Source organism: Syntrophotaleaceae bacterium (assembly GCA_041390365.1).
Taxonomy (GTDB): domain Bacteria; phylum Desulfobacterota; class Desulfuromonadia; order Desulfuromonadales; family Syntrophotaleaceae; genus JAWKQB01.
The window spans coordinates 579,069-600,210 of record JAWKQB010000001.1; the positions used below are offsets into that span (position 1 = coordinate 579,069).

Consider the following 21,142-nt stretch of genomic DNA (forward strand, 5'->3'; position numbering starts at 1 on the left):
GATACCGCGCGGATTATGTCAAACATTTTATTGAGCCAGTTTCCGGTAAAGCTCAAAGCGACGCGCAGTCCATGCGTTGGCCCGGGCAATCAGTTCCGCTGCCGCTTCGGGGTTGCTGCGACGCAGGACCTGGAAGCGGTTCTGGGTGCTGGCAAAATCCTCGAAGGTCTGGGTCGGTTCTCTGCTGTCCAGCTGCAGGGGGTTCAGGCCCGCTTCGGCCCGGGCCGGATTGTAACGGAACAGGGGCCAGTGGCCGCAGGCGACGGCCTTTTTCTGGATGTCGATACCTTGGGTCATGTCGATGCCGTGGGCGATGCAATGGGCATAGGCAATGATCAGGGAGGGTCCGTCAAACGCCTCGGCTTCGAGGAAAGCCTTGATGGCCTGAGCCGGGTTGGCCAGGGATACACCGGCCACGTAGGCGGTACCGTAGGACATGGCCATCAAGCCGAGATCCTTTTTCGGCGTATTCTTGCCGCCGGCGGCAAACTGGGCCACGGCCGCCAGCGGTGTGGACTTGGAGGCCTGGCCGCCGGTGTTGGAATAGACCTCCGTATCGAGCACCAGCAGATTGATGTTCTTGTCGGATGCGATGACGTGGTCGAGACCGCCATAGCCGATGTCGTAGGCCCAACCGTCGCCGCCTACGCACCAGACCGATTTCTTGACCAGGTAGTCGGCGATGGTCATCAGCTTTTTCGCGGCCGGGTCGGTGCAGTCGGCCAACTGCGCCTTAAGGCTGGCGACTCGAGCCCGCTGGGCTTCGATATCGCTCTGACTGTCCTGTCTCGCCGCCAGGATTTCGCTCATCAAGGGGCGCATGCTGCCGCAGACCCGGCAGCCGCAGTTCACAAGCTGCTCCAGCAGCTCACGGGCCGAGACGCTCAGCTTGTCCACGGCCAGGCGCATGCCGAAGCCGAACTCCGCCGTGTCCTCGAACAGGGAGTTGGACCAGGCCGGTCCGCGTCCATCCTGACGGGTCGCCCAGGGGGTGGTGGGCAGGTTGCCGCCGACAATGGAGGTGCAGCCGGTGGAATTGGCCACCAGAGCCCGGTCGCCGAACAGCTGGGACATGAGCTTCAGATAGGGCGTCTCACCGCAGCCGGCGCAGGCGCCGGAGAATTCGAACAGGGGGGCGATCAGCTGGCTGCCCTTGAGGCTGTCGCGCTTGATCAGCTGGGGATCGAGCGCCGGCAGGCCGAGGAAGAAGTCCCAATTGCGGGTTTCCTGTTCCCGCAGGGGGACCTTGAACTGCATGGTGAGGGCTTTGTGTTCAGGCGCGTCCTTACTCCTGGCCGGGCACACCACGGCGCAGAGAGCACAGCCGATGCAGTCTTCCGGCGCCACCTGCACCGAGCAGCGCATGCCGGCGTACTCCTGGCCCCGGGCTTCGGCGGACTTGAAGGAAGCCGGCGCGCCCTTGAGGGATTCCGGAGCATAGATGTTCATGCGGATGGTGGCATGGGGGCAGACGTAGGAGCACAGACCGCACTGGACGCACAGGTCTTGATCCCAGACCGGAATCTCCAGGGCGATGTTGCGCTTCTCGAAGCGCGACGTGGCGGTCGGAAAGGTCCCGTCCGACGGCATGCGGGACACGGGCAGGCTGTCCCCTTTGCCGGCGATGATGGTGGCCAGCACTTCCTGGACGAAGGGGGGCGCATCCGAGCTTACCAGGGGCGGCCGCTGCAGGGTGCTGTCGGCCGCGGCCGGAATCGGCAACTCGAAAAGGTTTTCCAGCGCGGCATCCACGGCCTGGCAGTTCATGGCCACCACCTTGTCCCCGGCCTTGCTGTAGCTCTTGCGGATGGCGTCCTTGATGGCCGGCAGCACGTTGTCCAGGGGGATGATGCTGGATATTTTGAAAAAGGCGGTCTGCATGATCACGTTGATGCGGCCGCCCAGACCGATCTCATCGGCGATTTTGCCGGCGTTGATGACGAACAGTCGGAGCTTTTTGGCAATGATCTGCTCCTGAACCTCCCGCGGCAGATGATCCCAGACCTGATCCTGATCGTAGAGGGAGTTGAGCAGGAAGGTCGCGCCCTCGCGAGCCTTGGACAGCATGTCGCACTTTTCCAGGAAGGTGAAGTTGTGACAGGCGATAAAGTCGGCCCGGTCAATGAGATAGGGGGAGCGGATGGTCGCCTTGCCGAAACGCAGATGGGACGTGGTGATGGTGCCGGCCTTCTTCGAGTCGTAGACGAAATAGGCCTGCACCTGGTTGTCGGTTTTCTCGCCGATGATCATCGTGGAGTTCTTGTTGGCGCCGACGGTGCCGTCCGAGGCCAGGCCGTAGAACAGGGCCGAGTACAAATCGCCTTTCTCGTTGGCATAGGCCGGGTTGTAGGTCAGGCTGGTGCCGCAGATATCGTCCTCGATGCCGATGACAAAGTGGTTTTTCGGCATATCGTCCTTGAGGTTGTCGAATACGGCCTTGACCATGGCGGGGGTGAATTCCTTGGAACCGAGGCCGTACCGTCCGCCGACGATGCGGGGCATGACGGGCAGGGCGTTGTGGCCGCCGGCAAAGGCTTCGCCGAGGGCACCGCAGACATCAAGGTAGAGGGGTTCGCCCAGTGATCCCGGTTCCTTGGTCCGATCCATGACCGCAATCTTGCGAACCGTCGCCGGCAGGGCTTCCAGCAAGGCTTTTGCCGGAAACGGCCGGAAGAGGCGGATCTTGAGCATGCCGACCTTTTCGCCAAGGGCGGACAAAGCTTCGACGGTTTCGTGGACCGTGTCCGCTCCGGAGCCCATGAGGATGATGACCCGTTCGGCATCCGCGGCGCCGACGTAATCGACCAGGCCATACCGGCGGCCTGTCAGGCGGGCGAAGCGATCCATTTCTTGCTCGAGGACGGACGGGGTCTCGCGGTAGTAGCGGTTAACCGATTCCCGGCCCTGGAAATAGACGTCGGGGTTCTGCGAGGTGCCCCGAATGACGGGGTGATCCGGCGACAGGGCCCGCTGACGGTGTGCAGCAATGAGGTCGTCGTCGAGCATGACGCGCATGTCGTCATGAGTGAGTTCTTCGACTTTCTGAACTTCATGGGAGGTTCGGAAGCCGTCGAAAAAGTGCAGGAAGGGGACCCGGCTGCGCAGGGTGGCTGCCTGGGCGATCAGGGCGAAATCCATGACCTCCTGCACATTGTTGGACGCGAGCATGGCGAAACCCGTGGAGCGGCAGGCCATGACGTCCGAGTGGTCGCCAAAGATCGACAGGGCCTGGGCGGCAATGGCGCGCGCTGACACGTGAAAAACCGTCGGGGTGAGTTCACCGGCGATTTTAAACATGTTGGGAATCATCAGGAGCAATCCCTGACTGGCGGTAAAGGTTGTCGTCAGGGCGCCGGCCTGCAAGGCTCCATGAACCGCTCCCGCGGCCCCGGCTTCCGACTGCATCTCCGTCACCAGCGGTACCGTTCCCCAGATGTTCCGCTCCCCCTGGGCGCTCTTGATGTCCGAGATTTCGCCCATGTTCGAGGAAGGAGTGATAGGGTAGATGGCGATCACTTCATTGGTGGCGTGGGCGACATGGGCGGCCGCGGTATTGCCGTCGATGGTTGCTTTCTGTCGAATCATGCGTGTCTCCTCAAAAATTTTCTGACAGGCCGGGGGTCGAAACGTCTCAGTTTAAGCTTGACAAGTGCGCACTTTAAATAGTAATCAAAAATTCACGCAAAAAATTTCGTAAGTTGGTTTAAGATAATTACCGGATATCACATTTGCGAGTCAAGCCTTTTTTTGAGGCAGGGTTGATAGCGGCCCTTTCCGCAAGAGGACGAGAGATGTCGGCGTTCGGATATGAAAGTAGGATTGGATTCGTGCGGAAGCCTGAATGTCAAATGTGGTATGCTGCCGGTGCAGTTTGGGGCAGGCAGCACAGGTTTGCACAAAATTTGTCAGCGAATATTGAGAAGGGGACTTTCGCAGCTGTGAGGGAGGACAAAATTTGAAAACCTCAGACAATCACTTGGAGGAAAACGCCTTGCAGCAGGGGCAGAAGCAGTGGACCTTTCTGGATAATCACGCCCATGTCCTGTTGTGCCTGGCCCGTAATCCGGACATGGTCATGCGGGAGGTTGCGCGGCAGGTCGGTATTACCGAACGGGCCACCCAAAAAATAGTCAAGGACCTGGTGGATACTCAGGTCCTTGAACGCTATCGGGTTGGGCGCTGCAACAGCTATCGTATCAATCTGGACCATCCGCTGCGCCACCCGTTGGAAAGCCAGCACACCATCGGGGAATTGCTGGCCATGCTGTTGACGGAGGAGGAGCTGAAAAGGGCTCGGGAGCTGAGTGCGGGATGACCGATCAGAAGATCCAGTTGAGCTGAAATGTGGCGATGTCGATGACGTTCTCATATTCGCCGGTAAGATCGCCTCGAAAAGCATTGCCGGGATCGGTGGCCTTGAGATCGATTTGTGAATCATCGACCCAGATGTGGGTATATCCTGCACTCACCGTAAGAAAGGGTTTTGCCCGCCATTGAATTCCCGCCGACAGCCAGATGCGGTCCTCGTCGGGAATGCGGGGGATACGGGTATTATCGGGCACGGGGCTTTCATCGTAAGCCACCCCGGTGCGGAATTCCCAGTCCTTTGATGGTTTGAAAGTCACTCCCAATGCATAAAACCAGGTATCCTTCCAGTCGGCATCGGTGATGTTGTCGGGCTGGGCCGGGTTATCGAATTGGATGACCAGTTGTTCGAACCGGTTCCAGTAGGTTCGGCTCAGTTCTGCCATGATGGCCCAGCGCGAACCCAGCTCCTGATAAAAACCTGCCGACCAGCTTTCCGGTGTGGTCAACTCCGCCTCGGCACCGGTATCCCGAAAAAGTCCCGTCGGGGCAAATGCGCCGTCGAATTGTGCGGGTACGCTGAAATCAGCATCCCCATCAAAAGTGTGGTCGATTTTGGAGCGGTAGGCAAAGCCGAGGCGCGTGCCTGGCGTGGGTTCGATCAACAGCCCTGCATTCCAGCCGTAGCCCCAGTCATAACCCGCCAGCTTGAAATAACCGTCCTGCGCCGGGTTGCCGGGGTCGGCGCCGACCACGGGCGCCCCCCCCGCAGCTGCCGGCAACACTGTTGCAATGGTGCCGAAATCGATGGCATTGCTGATTTCGGCATCAGCGTATTGGGCCTGGAATCCCAATCCTATGGAAACCCGCTCCGTGAGCCGAACGGCCATTACAGGATTGATGCCGAGGATAACCAGTTTGGATTCTACGGCATGATAGCGGCCGATCCAGTCCCGGTCATAGTTGGATTCGAGACCGTAGGGAACATTGATGCCGAGCCCGAACCGGAGGTTCTCCCCGGGGACAAACATGCCGTAAAACGCCGGGACGAAAAAATCCTCGGCGATATCATCGTGGTCCTGTGAACCCTGGACAGGAAAGGCTGGAAGCACGGGAGGAAAGGGTCCGGTCGACGCGCTGCCTCTACGGAATTTCGAGCGTGGTGCGACGAAACTGAGGACACCGGCCGTCTGCGGTGTTTCCAGGCGGCCGAGTGCCGCGGGGTTGAAAAAAAGGTAGGTGACATCCTCTGCGCCCGCTGTGGCTCCGGCGAAGGCATTCCCTTGAGCCTGGGCGCTCTGTTCTCTGATGGCGAAACCGGAGGCGTGAAGATGATTTGCATTCATCAGATGACAGACAAGGGCAGCCAAAAAGACCAGGAAAAGTGAGAACGGCTTCATCCTGATTCCTGCTGAAGGTTAGGGGCGGCTTAATTTATTGCTCCTTTTTCCTATTCAGGAAGTATTGCATGGACGAAGAGACATGCAATTCCCGCTTAAAAAATACGGTATATTTACGCAGTCGGCGTCGGTCAGGAGGTCTATAGCGAAAGGTTTAGTTCGACCCATACCGATCACGACGCGATCAGAATCAAGGGGTTTCAATAGGATTTCGATGAGCATTTCTGCGTATAATAAAGGTTGATGTTTTCTCTTCGGGAAGGAAAAATTTCGAATTTGCCAGGGGGCAAAAACCCAAAAATATGACAGAAGGCCGCCATGAACGTCCTGATAGCTGAAGATGACGCTACCCTCAGGGTCTTGCTGATGACCCTTCTGGCCAGAAAAGATATCCCCTGTCACCTGGTCAATGACGGGCGAGGAGCCGTCATGGCCTGGGAAGGGGGCGGATTCGACCTGATATTTATGGATATTCAGATGCCGGGGATGGATGGTCTGGAGGCGACCCGGATCATCCGTGAGAGAGAAAGGGGGATCGACACTCATGTCCCGATCATCGCCCTGACAGCCCATGCCAGCTTGAGGGACAGGGAACTGTGCAGATCTGTCGGTATGGACGACTATATAGAAAAGCCGTTCAAGTTCAGCGAGTTTTACCAGATGCTCGACCGCTATCGGCCGAGAATCTGATGGTTCAGGGATTCATTCAGTGGAAGGGTGAAGAAAAACGTACTTCCAACCGCCTCCGTACTTTCCGCCCAGATCTTTCCCCCCAATTTTTCGACGATCTGTCGTGACAGTGCCAGGCCGAGCCCTGTGCCGCCGTATTTCCTGGTCGTGGAAGAGTCGACCTGAGTGAATTTGTCGAAAATCTTTTCGAGCAGATCCGAAGAGATACCGATCCCCGTATCGCGAACACTGAATAAAAGAATATGATTGCCCGAAGTGGCCGGATCTTCAACGGGACGAACGGAGACAGTGATTTCGCCTTTTTCGGTAAATTTGACCGCGTTTCCCAACAGGTTGACCAGGACCTGGCGGATGCGACTCTCATCCCCCATCAGAATTTCAGGTGTCCCCGGGGCCACCTGCAGCGACAGCCGCAAACCCTTTTCCCTTGCAGTGATGGAGACAACCTCCAGAGCTGTCTCCAGCGCCCGGCCGACAGGGAACGGTGTTTTTTCGAACCTCATGGTTCCGGCCTCGATGCGGGCGAAAACCAGCAGGTCGGAGATGAGATACAGGAGCGATTCCGAGGAGCGTTTGGCCATCTCCAGCAGTTGCCTTTCCTCTTCGCCGATGTCCATCCCGAGTACGAGGTCGATCATCCCCATCGATCCCGCCAGGGGCGTTCTTATTTCGTGGCTCATGTTGGCGAGAAATTCGCTTTTGGTTTGGTTGGATCTTTCCGCAGCGATCTTGGTCAGGATCAGTTCCTCGTTGGTTCGCTGCAGATCGGCGGTCCGCACCTCGACGATCCTCTCAAGATGGTCTCTGTGTTCTTTCAGGGCCGCCTCGGCCTGACGGAGGTGGTCGATCATGTCCCGGTTTTCGAATCTGAGCTGCAGAGAGGTGCGGTTCAGCCGGTAATTGTGTTCGGACAGCCGCCAGAGAAGCAGGAGGTACAGGATCGCCATCCCACCCATGGCATAGTTTATGACTTCGCCCTGGAAAAGAAAGTTGATCCCGATGGGAACCAGAGCAGGGATGGCAAAGGCGAGGTAGCCCCAGCGCAGAGAGGAGAAGGTTGTCGCGGCCCCCGACGCCATCCCGCCAAGGACAAAGGCGATAAAAACTCTCTGGGTGGGGGTGATTCCATTGAAGGGAAATGCCCCGAGGGCTCCCCAGACCATGCCGATCAAAATCAGGCCGACAAGGAAGCGGTTTCGCCAGATATCTGTTGAATCCGGTTTGAAACGGGCCCGGAAACTCAAAACAAGACCCATTCTCAGAAAAGTCGCGATGACGAGGGCTGCAAGCCAGGGTATCAGCAGTTGTCTCGACATTCCTCCTTGTTGGAGAACGAAGAAGGCGATCGTCCCGTTGATCAGGGTGGCCATCATGCCGACCGGCGCCAGATTATAGACCTGCTTGACCTGGTCGATGAGAATCTCATTTTCGTACTGACCTTGCAGATTCTCTTCGCTGGCGGTCTCCTCGTTCATTCCGTCTTCTCCTGTTTTCCGGCTCTTCGGACTTTGCATACTTATTTTTTATCATACTCCAAACCGCAGGGCGAAACCTGACGCAAGAAGGCCCGCTCCGGATCTGTTCCGGAACGGGCCTCTGCTGAAATCTTTGGAAGCTCGCAATTTACAGGATGGAAACGAGTTTTTTCACCTCCTCGACCGAGTGTTTGAACATCATCTGCTCCTCGGCATTGAGTTCGAACTCGACGACCTTTTCGATCCCTTCCGCACCCAGAATGCAGGGTACGCCCACGTAATAACCGGTCACGCCAAACTCCCCGTTGAGCAGGGCGCAGGCCGGCAGAAGACGCTTCTGATCGTGGAGAACCGCCTCTACCATGGAAATGGCGCAGGCCGCGGGTGAGTAGAAGGCGCTTCCGGTTTTCAGCAGGTCCACGACTTCGCCCCCGGCATTCTGGGTCCGTTCCACCATGGCGGCCATAACCTCCCGTGCCTTGTCCTTGTCGCCGTACTTGCGCTCCAGCAGTTCCATGGCCGGTATGCCGTTGACGTTGGCGAAACGGACGATAGGGACCATGGCGTCTCCGTGACCGCCAAGCACCATGGCATTGATATCCCTGACGGACACCCCGAGTTCCCAGGCGATGAAGCTGGCGAAACGGGCCGAATCGAGCACTCCGGCCATGCCCATCACCCGGTTCGGAGGAAAACCGGTTATCCTCTGACAAAGGGTCACCATGGCGTCAAGAGGATTGGAAATGACGATCACTATGGCGTTCGGCGCATATTTTTTCAGCCCCTCGGCCACGGCCGTCATGATTCTGGTATTGACATCGATCAGGTCTTCGCGGGTCATCCCCGGTTTTCGGGCGATCCCCGCCGTAACGACGGCGATATCGGCTCCGACGATCCCGGAGATATCGTTGGTGCCTTCGATACGGACATCGAAATCGTCGATGGGAGCCGCCTCGGCAATATCGAGGGTCTTGCCCTGCGGCATGCCATCGACAATGTCATAGAGGATGACATGCCCGAGTTCCCGTCGGGCTGCCAGCTGGGCAATGGTGGCACCGATCTGGCCGCCGCCGATGAGAGCAATCCTGGGTTTTGCCATGGCTTTTCCTCCTGATTAAATTCCCGGTCTGGGGGAAGATTCCCCAGGTCAGTCCGTCATGTTTTCGATGATGGCGGAAGCGAATTCAGAACATTTCAACAGAGTGGCTCCTTCCATGAGGCGCTCGAAATCGTAGGTGACCTTTTTCTGGCTGATGGTTTTTTCGAGAGACCGAATGATCCGATCGGCCGCCTCCTGCCAACCCAGATATTCCAGCATTAGGACGCCCGACAGGATGACCGAGCCGGGATTCACCTTGTCCTGATTGGCGTATTTCGGAGCGGTACCGTGGGTCGCCTCGAAAATGGCATGCCCGGTATCGTAGTTGATGTTGGCCCCGGGGGCGATGCCGATGCCGCCGACCTGGGCCGCCAGGGCATCGGACAGATAATCGCCATTGAGATTCAGGGTCGCGATGACGTCGAATTCTCCGGCCCGGGTCAGCACCTGCTGCAAAGCGATATCGGCGATGGCGTCCTTGATCAGGAGTTTGCTGCGCCATTGACCGCTGCCGTGGCTGGGCATCAGATTAAGGGTCGTCTCCACCTCGCGGCGGATTTCAGCCTGCTGGTCGGGGGTCATCATGTCATAACCTGGATCGATTCGCCGGGCGATCTCCTCGTGGCTGAGGGAAGGGTCCCGGTCCTTGTTGTCGATGATCCAGCTTTCCCTGGCGGTTATGCACTCATCCCGGAATTCGCTTGCGGCCAATTCGTAGCCCCAGGATTTGAAAGCCCCCTCGGTGAATTTCATGATGTTGCCCTTATGCACGAGGGTAACCGATTTTCTTCTGTTTTCTAGGGCATAGCGGATGGCGGCCCGAATCAGGCGAATAGATCCTTCCCTGGAAACCGGTTTGATGCCGATGCCGCACTGATGGCTGAACCGGATCTTTTTGATCCCCATGTCCTGCTGCAGAAAATCGATCACCCGATCCGCTTCGGTGCTGCCGGCCTGCCACTCGATCCCGGCATAGATGTCCTCGGTATTTTCCCTGAAAATGACCATGTCCACGTCTTCCGGCCTCTTGACCGGCGAGGGGACGCCTCTGACATAACGGACCGGGCGCAGACAGACATAAAGGTCGAGGATCTGGCGCAGGGCGACATTCAGGGAGCGGATGCCGCCCCCGACCGGAGTGGTCAGGGGGCCCTTGATGCCAACGAGGTAGTCCTTGAAGGCGGTGATGGTTTCCTCTGGGAGCCAGCCAAGCCCCATATTGAAGGATTTTTCCCCTGCAAAAACCTCCATCCAGGTTATTTTTCGCTGGTCCCCGTAAGCCTTCGCCACGGCAGCGTCAAAAACACGCACCGCTGCCTTCCAGATATCCGGACCGGTGCCGTCACCTTCGATAAAAGGGATGATGGGGCGGGAAGGAACCTGCAGGGAGCCTTCTTTGAGAACGATTTTCTCACCTGCCGGGGGGATTGACTGGTTCGCCATGAAATGCTCCTTGCTGGGAAAATCCGGTGTTTTATCGTCTGGGCAGATCTGTTCCTGCTTTTCGCATCCTTTATGGAAGACCTGTCAGTTTACAAAAGGGGCGGCGGCTGTCAAGCGCGGAGACAGGGTCCTTTCATTCCGGACCTGTTTCCGAACGGAGAACATCAATGGGAAAGATTTTCGAACGACGAGCCTTGTCCCTGGCTTCGAGAATTTCCGCGTCACTCAGATTCCGGGGAATGGTAAGTTTCTGGCCAGGATAAATCTGGCGGGGATCCTTGATCTGGTCGCGGTTCGACTGGTAGAGGATCGGCCACAGCATGGAATCGGAGTAGATGTCCCGGCGGGCGGCAATAGTCCAGAGGGTTTCGCCTCCCCTGACCAGATAGATCTGTGGAAGAATCGCCGGCTTGGGCTTCGGCCGCAGTTCCCTCGCCTCGGTGATGGCCTGACGGGTCGGCTCGCTCGGGGGTTTCGGAGGCACGGGTTTCGGTATTTTCGGCTGAGCCTTCTTTTCGGCCGCCTGTTTTGCGAGCAGTTCCTGTTCCCGGACTTTTTGCAGTTCGCGATTGACCTGCTCTTCCCGGGCTTTCAGCAGGGCGCGCTGGGCATGGGATTCGGCGAAGGGGAGGATTTCCTCGGCCAGCCGGTACTTTTTGCGGCGGATCAGGTTTTCACCGTCCCGCAGGGCTTCAAGGGCCGACTGGTATTCCTCCGGCGCCAGTTTGGCCGCTTCGGCTGCATGGGCTCTGGCCAGAGCGGTGCGGGCAGCCTGCAGCGCTTCCCGCGGTGGGGATGCACACCCGCCCAGGAGGACTGCCAGAACCAGAACCGACCAAATTCCCTTCGCCATAATTCAACCCCCTCCCGCCAGGCAATCTCCTGATAGCCGTCCGCCCGGGAGGCGGGCGAAGGGAGTTGTGCCGGGGGAAGCATCTGCAGCACTGTCAGGTTGTTAAAAAAGCTTTTCCATAAACTTGATACTGCAACCGGACATCGATTGTGCATCATTGATGACGGTAAAAACCATCGATTCCGCGGGTCCATCCCTGGACATCGCAGGATGTCTTTCAGCAGCCTGTCATTGTGTGCGCGCGGCTCGCCGGATGGAAAGTTCCTGCAACTGCTTGTCGTCGACGGGACCGGGGGCCGAGGACATGAGGCAGGTCGCCTTCTGGGTTTTGGGAAAAGCGATGACGTCGCGAATGGAATCGGAGGCGGTCAGGATCATGGCCAGTCGATCGAGACCGAAGGCGATCCCCCCATGGGGCGGGGCGCCGAATTCCAGCGCACTGAGGAGAAAACCGAACTTCTCGCGGGCTTCCTCCTCGGCGATCCCCATCAGTGCGAACATCTTCTGCTGCAGGGCCTGATCGTGAATGCGGATGCTGCCCCCGCCGATCTCCGAACCGTTGAGAACCAGATCGTAGGCCTGGGCCCGCACGCTGCCCGGATCGCCGTCGAGAAGGGCGACATCCTCTTCCATGGGGGCGGTAAAGGGGTGATGGACCGCCACGTGGCGGCGGGTTTCCCCATCCCACTCCAGCAGGGGGAAGTCGGTGATCCAGACGAATCTGTATTGATCCTGGCTGGCGAGACCGAGCTTGTGGCCCAGATGACCGCGCAGTCTGCCCAGGGCCTCGTTGGTCGTCCGATAGGTATCGGCGACGAACAGCAGCAGGTCGCCCGCCTCAGCCCCCAGGGCCTGATCGATCTGGCCGATTTCCGACCCGGTGAAAAACTTGGCGATGGGAGACTGCCAGCTGCCGTCTTCCTGCATCTTGACGTAGGCGAGACCCTTGGCTCCGTAGATCTTCACGAACTCGGTCAGATCGTCGATCTCCTTGCGGGACAAAGAAGCGCAACCCTTGGCGTTGATCGCCTTGACGATCCCGCCCTGTTTGACCACGTCGGCAAAAACCTTGAAGCCCGAATCCTTGACCTGATTGGAGAGCTCCACCAGTTCCAGGCCGAAGCGCAGGTCGGGGTTGTCGACGCCGAACCGGGCCATGGCTTCCTTGTAGGTCAGGCGGGGCATGGGCAGACTGACCTCGATGCCGCGGGTCTGTTTGAAAACCTCGGCGATCATGCCCTCCATGATGCCGATCACCTGGTCCCGATCGATGAAGCTCAATTCGCAGTCGATTTGGGTGAACTCCGGCTGCCGGTCGGCGCGCAGGTCTTCATCCCGGAAACATTTGACGATCTGATAGTAACGATCGAATCCCGAAACCATCAGCAGCTGTTTGAACAGCTGAGGGGACTGGGGCAGGGCGAAGAAGGTTCCCGGATTGACCCGGCTCGGCACCAGGTAGTCCCGGGCACCCTCGGGGGTGCTCTTGGTCAGCACCGGCGTCTCGATTTCGAGAAAGCCTTTTTCATCCAGGTATTTGCGAACTGTGCGGGCGATCCCGTGCCGCAGGATCAGGTTCTGCTGCAGGGTGGTGCGCCGCAGGTCGAGGTAGCGGTATTTGAGGCGGATATTTTCGGCCACCTCGGTGTATTCATCGATCATGAAGGGCGGGGTCTGGGCGACGTTGAGGATGCGCAGTTCACTGACTTCGACCTCGACCTCGCCGGTCTTCATCTTCGGGTTGACCGTTCCCTCCGGGCGATGGGAGACAATCCCCTTGACGGCGAGGACATATTCGTTGCGAACGCTTTCCGCCTTGCCATGAGCCTGCGGATCCCGATCGGGATCCAGCGCCAGCTGGGCGATCCCCTCCCGGTCGCGGAGATCGATGAAAATCAATCCGCCATGGTCCCGGCGCCGCTGCACCCATCCCATCAGGCAGACTTCGCTACCGATGTCGGCGGAGGATATGTTGCCGCAGAAATGAGTTCTTTTCCAATCTCCGAGGGTGTCGTTCAAGGGTATCTCCTTATTTCATGGCCCGCGGGAAGCCACGGCAAGTTCGCATGGCAGCGGCAGGCCGGCAATGGTGATTGATGGGGCCAGGGCAGGGGAGTGCTGTCGCACTCCTCTCGCCTGTTGCCCGAATGGTTGCAAAATGGGAATTATACCGGGGGTTTCAGAAAATGGTCAAGGAGATATCCCGTCCGCCGGAGACAGGATTTCGACCAGTCGCTCGGAAAGCCCTTCGAGGGGAACATCCAGTTGTGTGCCGGCATCCATGTCGCGAAGAGGAGCAATCCCTTTGGCCAACTCCTCCTCTCCAAGAATCAGAACAAATCGGGCGTTCAATTTCCCGGCGCGGCGCATCTGGGCCTTGAGGCTTTTGGCGGTATATTCCATCTCCGCGTGAATGCCGTTTCGCTGCAGGGAGGACATGAGGAGAAAGCCGCGATGGACCGCCACCTCGCCCATGGCCGCCAGGAAAATCTGCGGTCTCGGACCTGCCATCGCGGTTTCGCCCTTCATCAGAACCAGTCTCTCGACCCCCATGGCGAAGCCGATGCCCGGTACCGCCGGCCCGCCGAGGTCGGCTACCAGCCCGTCGTAGCGGCCTCCGGCGGCAACGGCATTCTGGGCGCCGAGGCTGCCGGTGACCATTTCGAAAGTGGTCTTGGTGTAGTAATCGAGACCCCGCACCATGCGATGATCGACGGCAAAGGGGATCCCCAGATCCTCCAGGTACTTTTTGACCTGGCTGAAATGGTCGCCGCACCCGCTGCACAGATGATCCAGGACCGACGGCGCCTGGGCCGTCGCCTCCCTGCAGGTCGGCACCTTGCAGTCCAGCACCCGCAGGGGATTGGCCTGATAGCGGCGACGGCAGTCGACGCACAGGATCTCGAAGCGGGCCTCCAGGTAACTCACCAGCTCGCGCCGATAGTCGGGGCGGCATTCCCGGCAGCCGAGGGAGTTGATATGCAGTTCGACGTTGTCGATGGCGACCGCTTCGAAATAGTGGGAGAGCATGGCCAGGATCTGTGCGTCGATCTTGGGATCGTCGACCCCAAGGGCCTCGACGCCGATCTGGTGGAACTGGCGATAGCGGCCCTTCTGCGGCCGTTCATAGCGGAACATCGGTCCGAGATAATAGAGTTTCGTCACCGGATCCAGCGCATGAAGCTTGTGCTCGATGAAGGAACGCATGACCGGCGCGGTGCCCTCGGGGCGCAGCGTCAAAGAATTGCCACCCTTGTCGGTGAAGGTATACATCTCCTTTTCTACGATGTCGGTGGTTTCGCCGATGGAACGGCAGAACAATTCGGTTTTTTCCACCACCGGAACCCTGATTTCACTGAAACCGTAAGCCTGAAAAATACGGTGTGCTTCCCGTTCCAGAAACTGCCAGGTCGCAATCTGACCGGGCAGGATATCGTTCATTCCCTTGATGCCTGTGATGCTCACAAAAACTACCTCGTGTTTTTTGATTAAATGTGCGATCAGATCCGGTTGCTTGAATGACAGGACATTGGAGCCATAGAGAACCGGCCAGCCGCATGTATACCTGAATCCTTCAGGTTTGGCAACAGTCTGACGACACTGCGTGAACTGCGGGAAGATTCAAGACCTGGTGGGTAAAAGGGTCGGTATCGTCAATCCTCGAGTTCCCTGGCCCCCCGGACGACATTGCGCAGTTTTTTGCCGTAGTACATGGCCTGGTCGGCCAGATCGATGATTTCCTGCTTGCTCTTGGCATCACCGGGAAAGGTCGCATAGCCGATGGTTGCCGTCAGGTGGGTCGGGTTGCCGCTTTCGGCGAAGAAGATGTGCTGTTCGATACTGCGGCGAATCCTTTCGGCGACGATGGCGGCGCCTTCGGCACCGGTTTCCGCCAGGAAACCTGTAAATTCGTCCCCGCCGTAGCGAAACAGGATGTCGGCCTCGCGGACGCTCTTTTTGAGCACGGCGGCCGTTTCTTTCAATGCCTCGCTGCCTGCCAGGTGGCCACGGGTGTCGTTGATTTCCTTGAAATGATCCAGATCGATGAAAACCACGGAAAACTCAAGTTTGTAACGCTCCGCACGGAGAATTTCCTGGTCGAGGATCAAATCCAGGTAGCGAAAGTTGTGAAGACCGGTCAGATCATCGATATAGATCAGCTTGCGGACATCCTTGTAATGAAAGGCGTTGCCGAGCCCCAGGCTCGCCTGTTCCAGAAGAAATTGCAGATTGTCCAGAGGCAGGGGCTGGGAGAAGGAACTGCCCGGCCGGTTGAAAAGAACCAGCAGACCCACGGTCGTCTGTTCATGCTTCAGGGGCAGAAGGCAGAGGGAGTGGGTATGGGGTGGCAGGACGACACCTTTGGGCAGCTCCGAATCGACGAGGACTTTCAGTTCCTTGATGTACTGCATGACCGGAATCAGTTCCCCGGCTAATCTGTAGGCCAGGCTTTCGTCCACTTCTTCAAAGGCCAGCATCTGGGCCGTCGCATCCTCATGGACCAGGAAGGCCAATCCCCGGTTGGTGTCGATTTCCCTGAAGATCGCCTGCAGGGTGGCTTCGAACAGTTCCTGGATATTCAGCAGGGTGGCCAGGTTCTGGCCCTGTTGAAACAGGTTGATCTGTCGTTTCAGCAGCTGATTCTCGTTCAGCAGATGGCGCTGTTCCAGGCAGGTGCGCACGAGGTGGCGCAGTTTTTCTGGATTGAAAGGTTTGATCAGGTAATCCCGGGCGCCGTTTTTCAAAGCCTGAATGGCGGTCTCGATGGTGGCGTTTCCGGTCGCCATGATGACATCGGGGGGATTGCTGAGAGCTCTGGTTTGGCGCAGGACTTCCATGCCGTCCATATCGGGCATGACAAGGTCGGTTACGACAAGGTCGATATCTCCCTGGCGAATCCGTTTCATGGCTTCTGCTCCGGACGAAGCGGATTCGATATTCAGTCCATCCTGTTGCAGAAGCTTGGTATAGAGCCGACGGAAAAACAGTTCGTCGTCCACGACCAATATATTGGCTTTCGTCATCCGCCCTATCTCCATAACAGGAAAATCATGAGGAAAGCTAGCAAAACAGGGGGTTTAAGTCAATGGAAAAGGCCGTTGCACCATCTTTTGCAACGCCAGCCCGATCCCCGGCTGTGAAACCGCAGCGTTCCGTCGCAATCGGTGCGCAGGAGAGTCAGGTTTTGCCGCTGGAGAGCGGCAACGACTTCCGGGTGAGGCAGACCGTAGGGATTGCCGTAACCCTGAGAAGCGAAGACCAGCCGAGGTTCGAATCGTTCCGTCAACAGCCAGGGGAGTGAATGCCGGCTGCCGTGGTGGGGCAGTTTCAGCAGGCTGATGGGCAGATCCGGTGTTTTCCGCAGCAGCTCCTCCACACCCGCTTTTTCCAGATCTCCGGTCAGCAGAACCCCGTCCTCTCCGTGCCGGGCATACAGGACCAGGGAGCGGTCGTTGAGCCGGTCCGGAGGTTGATCAGGGACGAATACCCCCAGGGTCGCAGTCTCCTTTGTCTCCTCCGGGAAGGTCCAGCCGGGCGGGAAGGTTTTCACCGGAATGTTTCGTTCCTGCAAGGGGGTCAGCAATTCGGGATCGAGTCTTTCGGGTTGTTCGGCACACCAGAAGGATTTGACCGGGAAGTGTTCGAGGATATGCACGAGACCTCGCCGGTGATCGGGATGATCGTGGGTCAGGATGACGGCGTCCAGTGAACGGATTCCGAGCCGGCCGAGGGCCGGACCGACCAGTCTGGCACCGGTGTCGAAGGTCCCCCGGGAAAATCCTCCTCCATCGATCAGGTAGTGGCTGCCATCCGGCCTGGTCAGCAGCAGAGAGTCGCCCTGTCCGACACTCAAGGCGGTTAGGGTCATTTCGCCCCCGGCAGAGAAGGGGATCACGAAAAGAACGGCCATGGTCCCCAGGAGCAGCACCCGGGCCGGGCGAAAGCGGGGTTCGAAGGGCAGTATCAGGGCTATGACGATGCAGGACAGGATGCCCAGCATCCACGGCGCGGGATAAACCACTTGTCCTGACAGGATGGGGACGTCGATGGAGTGCCGGCAGAGGTTCCAGGCGAGGGCGGTCATCCACTCGCAGACCTTGAACAGGACAGCTCCGGCTTCCGGAAGCAGGGGGCCGACGGCCAGCCCAGCAAGACCCGCGGGCACCGCTCCGAAACCGATCAGGGGAACGCAGACGAGGTTTGTCAAAAGCCCCGCCGGGGCGAGGAGATGGAAATGCAGCAGGACCAGTGGCAGGGTGGTGATGGTGGCAGCCAGGGTGGCGGCGGCTGTGCCTGCCGGCCACAGCAGCAAGCGGGGCAGTTGCTGCAGGTACTTTTGCCAGCGGGGAAGGAAGATCAGGATTCCGCCCAGCCCGGCAAAGGACAATTGGAACGAGGCTTCGAAGAGGGAGAGAGGAGACCAGCACAGCATGGCGAAAGCCACTGCCAGCAGAATGCGCAACGGGGGAGTCCGGCGGGCCAGGGTCAGCAGCAGGGCGGCAAGGGCCGCCATCAAAAAGGCCCTTCTGGCCGAAAGCGGGTTTCCCGCCAGCTGCAGATAGAGCCAGAGCAGGGGCAGCAGCGCCAGGGGAAGAAATCGTCCCGGGGGTTGAAACAGCAGCAGTTTTTCACTGAATCCGTAAAGAAATCGGAACAGACTGAAAAGCAGCAGGGCCACCAGACCAAGGTGCAGTCCACTGATGGCAAAAAGGTGTGAGATGCCGGCCCGGGCCAGCAGTTCCCTTTGTTCCCCTGAAATGCTCCCTCCATCGCCGATCACCAGGGCCCTCACCAGCGGCGCGGTTTCAGGATTGACCGTCCGGTCGATGCGGCGGCCTGTTTCCTGACGAAACCGGGCTATTCGCGACCGCAGGCCAGGGCCTTTCTCCGAGCTGAATCGAACGAGATCTTTGGTGTTTTCCAGAAATGCGGTGATAAAAATTCCCCGAGCAGCCAGATAGCGGGGATAATTGAATTCTCCGGGGGTGCCGAAGGGGCGGGGGCGTTTCAGTTTTGCCGAAAACCGGATGCGATCCCCTGGTGCAGGAGGCAAAAGCGCCTCTTCGATGAAAAGACGCATCCGCCCTTCGCTGGGACCTGCGCTGCCATTTCGGAAAACTGTCTTAACATCCACATCCAGAAAACAGCCCTGTCCTTCCCTCGGTTGGGTATTGAAAACGGTTCCCTGGAGGGTGATGATCCCCGAATCGGCAAAAACACTGATATGGCGAGGGGATCGGGGCGGCTGCAGATGCAGGTGATAGAGGGCGGTGCCGAACAGCAGAAAAAGCAGAGGCAGAAACCAGAAGCCCGAAGCGGTGCGGGACAGGATTGTCAGCCAGAACAGGCCCAGAAAAAGGAGCAATGGGGGCAGGAGCGGCCAGGGAGAAAAAAAGGGGGCAAGCAGCAGGCCAAGGGTAAAACAGCAGAAAAGTACGGGGAGACCGCCATGGGCGAATAGAAAAAATACCGGCGATGGCGCACCTCGGTCGTGAGACATATTCTGTCGCAGGACCGGTTCAGAATCACGATCAAGGAAAGGGAGGTGCCCCATGTTCGAAATGCTTATGTTGGTGGGTCTGCTTTTTGCCGTTTTCGGCCACCTGTTGCCCGGATGGGAATTCTGGTGAGGGGAACTGTTCCCCTGGCAGAGGCGTTACAGGCCGATGCCCGGTATTTCAGTCCGGCAGAACTCACAGAAGCCCTTTTCAAGGTGCTTCCCTTTTAACCGAAACCCATCCCTTTCGATGACGGCCTTGCCGCACCCCGGGCACAGGGTATCCTCTCTGGCATTTATCAGGTTGCCTTCATAGACGTACTTCAAACCGGCCTGTAAACCGATGTCCCGCGCCTTGTACAAGGTTTCCGGAGGGGTTCGCGGCAGACCGCTCATCCGGTATGCGGGATGGAATGCGGTAATGTGCCAGGGGGTGTCGGTTCCGAGTTGACCGGCGATGAAACGGGCGATATCCCGCAGTTGATCGGTGTCGTCATTGCGGCCGGGAATGATCAGGGTGGTGACTTCAAGCCATATGCCCAGCTTACGATAATGCAGAAGTGTTTCCAGGACTCCCTGCAGTTCGGCTCCTGTGACCTCGCGGTAGAACTGCTCCGAGTAACCCTTGAGATCGACATTGGCCGCATCCAGATAGGGGGCGATCTTTTCCAGAGCCTCTGGAGTGATGTAGCCGTTGGTGACGAAGATGTTGCCCAAACCCCGTTCACGAGCCAGGACTGCGGTATCGTAGGCATACTCGAAGTAGATGGTCGGTTCGGTATAGGTATAGGCGATGCTGCGGCAGCCGCTGTGTGCGGCCCGCCGCACGATTTCAGCAGGAGGGAGGTCCAGACCGGTCACCGGCTGGTCCTGGGGCCATTGGGATATGGTGTAATTCTGGCAATGCAGACAGCGGAAATTGCAGCCTACGGTGGCTATGGAATAGCTCAGGGAACCGGGATGGTAATGAAAAAGAGGCTTCTTTTCGATGGGATCGATGTTTTCGGCGATGCTTTTGCCGTAGACCAGGGTATAGAGGGTGCCTCTCTGATTCTCCCGAACCCCGCATCTGCCCCGGCGCCCGTCGGATATGAGACAGCGAAACCGGCACAGAGAACAGCGAACGCGGTTGTCTTTTTCCTTTTCCCAGAAAAGAGCTTCATGCATCAGAACCTCCTGTCGGGATGGCATGAACGGCTGGATTATTCCTGAAAAAACAATTTTGTTATTCCAGTCTATCAGGACGGAAAGCCTGTGCCATTATATTGAACGAAGCGTTTTCGATACCGCCTCCGATACCGATGACGACCCTGAAGAAGCAGGTCCTTGCATCAATTTGACAAAGGGATGCGGCTTTCTTCACCCTCCTGAGAAGGATTCCCTTGTCTCCTCGAAACCGCGGGAGACCTCCTCGAGCACTTCCCCGATTGCATCCTCATCCAGTCCCAGTTGCAAAGCCTTGGCGTCGTGCGCGATCTCCAGTTCTTCTTCGGCCTGACGCCTGCCGATGCCAAGTTTCCGGCAGACACTGTCGGCCACGCAGATGACATCGACCAACTGCCAGGTATCGGCGTCGACGCCGCTGACCTGAACCTCCTCTTCGTGGAAAAGCGTGGCGGCCACCAGGCGGGGGGAAAAGTTCCACTTTTCCAGCAAGGCCGCCCCGATGGCCGGGTGCGTGTAGGTGAAGAATTTACGCTCCAGATTCGCCGGTAAATCCTCCTCGTTGTAGGAAGCCTGAATGACAAGGGCAAATTTTTCCCGCTCGATATTGTTCATGGCGATTTTGCCGATATGTCGCAGCAGGCCGGCGAGGAAGGCTTCCTCCGGATCGGCCTTCGCGGTTTTTTTGGCGATGCTGCGGGCCGCAAGGCCGCAGCCGATGGAATCATCCAGCAGCAGTTTTTCCATGAGCCCGAACCGCTTGTTCATGCTCTTGACGCTTGCGGCGAGGACCAGACTTTTGATGGTTTTGAGGCCAAGCATCGAAATCGCTCCCTCCAGGCTGGACACCTGCCGTTGAAAGCTGTAGTAGGAGCTGTTGGCGACTTTCAGGACGCAGGCGGTGATGGCCGGATCCCGGGCAACCACCGAGGCGATGCTGCGAACCGACCAATCCGGATCCTGGACGGCGATCAAAAAATCGTTGACGATGTTGGACATGGCCGGCAGGTCCTGCACCGCCTGCACGGCAGCCGTCAGTTCAGCATCGTTCTTGGCCCATTCCGCAAAGGAAAAAGAAGCCGGTCCGTTCTGTTGCATAACGCTTGTCTCCTTGAAACCGATGACTCTTCGGGCCTGGGCAGCGTCTGCCGCCAAGGTAACAAAACGCTAATAGAAGAGTCAATCGCAATTAATGGATTGTCCAATGGGGCAGAA

14 protein-coding genes are annotated in these 21,142 nt (G+C 58.1%); 2 read left to right on the forward strand and 12 right to left on the reverse strand.

The genetic code is table 11. The features are described from left to right. Nucleotides 1-27: 27 nt before the first annotated feature. Nucleotides 28-3,585: a pyruvate:ferredoxin (flavodoxin) oxidoreductase gene (gene nifJ, locus R2940_02800; protein ID MEZ4598700.1), complete on the reverse strand. Its 3,558-nt coding sequence runs from the start codon at nucleotides 3,583-3,585 to the stop codon at nucleotides 28-30. A 370-nt stretch (nucleotides 3,586-3,955) separates the two neighbouring features. Here nifJ and R2940_02805 point away from each other — a divergent pair, with 370 nt between their 5' ends. Next, nucleotides 3,956-4,315, forward strand: coding sequence for a winged helix-turn-helix domain-containing protein (locus tag R2940_02805; protein ID MEZ4598701.1), 360 nt, complete (start codon nucleotides 3,956-3,958; stop codon nucleotides 4,313-4,315). A 4-nt stretch (nucleotides 4,316-4,319) separates the two neighbouring features. Here R2940_02805 and R2940_02810 read toward each other — a convergent pair whose 3' ends face one another. Then, nucleotides 4,320-5,705 carry an outer membrane protein transport protein gene (locus R2940_02810; protein ID MEZ4598702.1) on the reverse strand — a complete coding sequence of 462 codons (1,386 nt, stop codon included), beginning with the start codon at nucleotides 5,703-5,705 and terminating at the stop codon, nucleotides 4,320-4,322. Between the two features lie 318 nt (nucleotides 5,706-6,023). Between R2940_02810 and R2940_02815 the strand changes: the two genes are divergently transcribed. After that, nucleotides 6,024-6,395, forward strand: coding sequence for a response regulator (locus tag R2940_02815; protein ID MEZ4598703.1), 372 nt, complete (start codon nucleotides 6,024-6,026; stop codon nucleotides 6,393-6,395). Here the strand turns inward: R2940_02815 and R2940_02820 are convergent. From R2940_02820 to R2940_02865, 10 genes are all read right to left on the reverse strand, one after another. Further along, nucleotides 6,377-7,870, reverse strand: coding sequence for an ATP-binding protein (locus R2940_02820; GenBank protein MEZ4598704.1), 1,494 nt, complete (start codon nucleotides 7,868-7,870; stop codon nucleotides 6,377-6,379). The genes R2940_02815 and R2940_02820 overlap by 19 nt on opposite strands. A 148-nt stretch (nucleotides 7,871-8,018) precedes the next feature. Next, nucleotides 8,019-8,969, reverse strand: coding sequence for a malate dehydrogenase (mdh, locus tag R2940_02825; protein MEZ4598705.1), 951 nt, complete (start codon nucleotides 8,967-8,969; stop codon nucleotides 8,019-8,021). 48 nt (nucleotides 8,970-9,017) lie between these two features. Next, nucleotides 9,018-10,412 carry an NADP-dependent isocitrate dehydrogenase gene (icd, locus tag R2940_02830; protein MEZ4598706.1) on the reverse strand — a complete coding sequence of 465 codons (1,395 nt, stop codon included), beginning with the start codon at nucleotides 10,410-10,412 and terminating at the stop codon, nucleotides 9,018-9,020. 133 nt (nucleotides 10,413-10,545) lie between these two features. Continuing rightward, entirely contained in the window at nucleotides 10,546-11,265 is a 720-nt protein-coding gene (locus R2940_02835; GenBank protein ID MEZ4598707.1) for a LysM peptidoglycan-binding domain-containing protein, read from the reverse strand. A 228-nt stretch (nucleotides 11,266-11,493) separates the two neighbouring features. Then, on the reverse strand, nucleotides 11,494-13,284 hold the full coding sequence (gene aspS, locus R2940_02840) for an aspartate--tRNA ligase (GenBank protein ID MEZ4598708.1): 1,791 nt from the start codon (nucleotides 13,282-13,284) through the stop codon (nucleotides 11,494-11,496). A 171-nt stretch (nucleotides 13,285-13,455) separates the two neighbouring features. Continuing rightward, nucleotides 13,456-14,730, reverse strand: coding sequence for a histidine--tRNA ligase (gene hisS, locus R2940_02845; protein ID MEZ4598709.1), 1,275 nt, complete (start codon nucleotides 14,728-14,730; stop codon nucleotides 13,456-13,458). Between the two features lie 188 nt (nucleotides 14,731-14,918). Continuing rightward, nucleotides 14,919-16,289 (reverse strand): diguanylate cyclase, encoded by a 1,371-nt coding sequence (locus R2940_02850; GenBank protein ID MEZ4598710.1) that lies wholly within the window; start codon nucleotides 16,287-16,289, stop codon nucleotides 14,919-14,921. A gap of 59 nt (nucleotides 16,290-16,348) precedes the next feature. Beyond that, a complete protein-coding gene (locus R2940_02855) occupies nucleotides 16,349-18,766 on the reverse strand; it encodes a DNA internalization-related competence protein ComEC/Rec2 (protein MEZ4598711.1) in 2,418 nt (805 codons plus the stop codon). 156 nt (nucleotides 18,767-18,922) lie between these two features. Beyond that, nucleotides 18,923-19,930, reverse strand: a complete 1,008-nt coding sequence (gene amrS / locus R2940_02860) for an AmmeMemoRadiSam system radical SAM enzyme (protein MEZ4598712.1) — start codon at nucleotides 19,928-19,930, stop codon at nucleotides 18,923-18,925. Nucleotides 19,931-20,122: 192 nt separating this feature from the next. Then, nucleotides 20,123-21,025 (reverse strand): HDOD domain-containing protein, encoded by a 903-nt coding sequence (locus tag R2940_02865; GenBank protein MEZ4598713.1) that lies wholly within the window; start codon nucleotides 21,023-21,025, stop codon nucleotides 20,123-20,125. Between the last annotated feature and the right edge of the window lie 117 nt (nucleotides 21,026-21,142).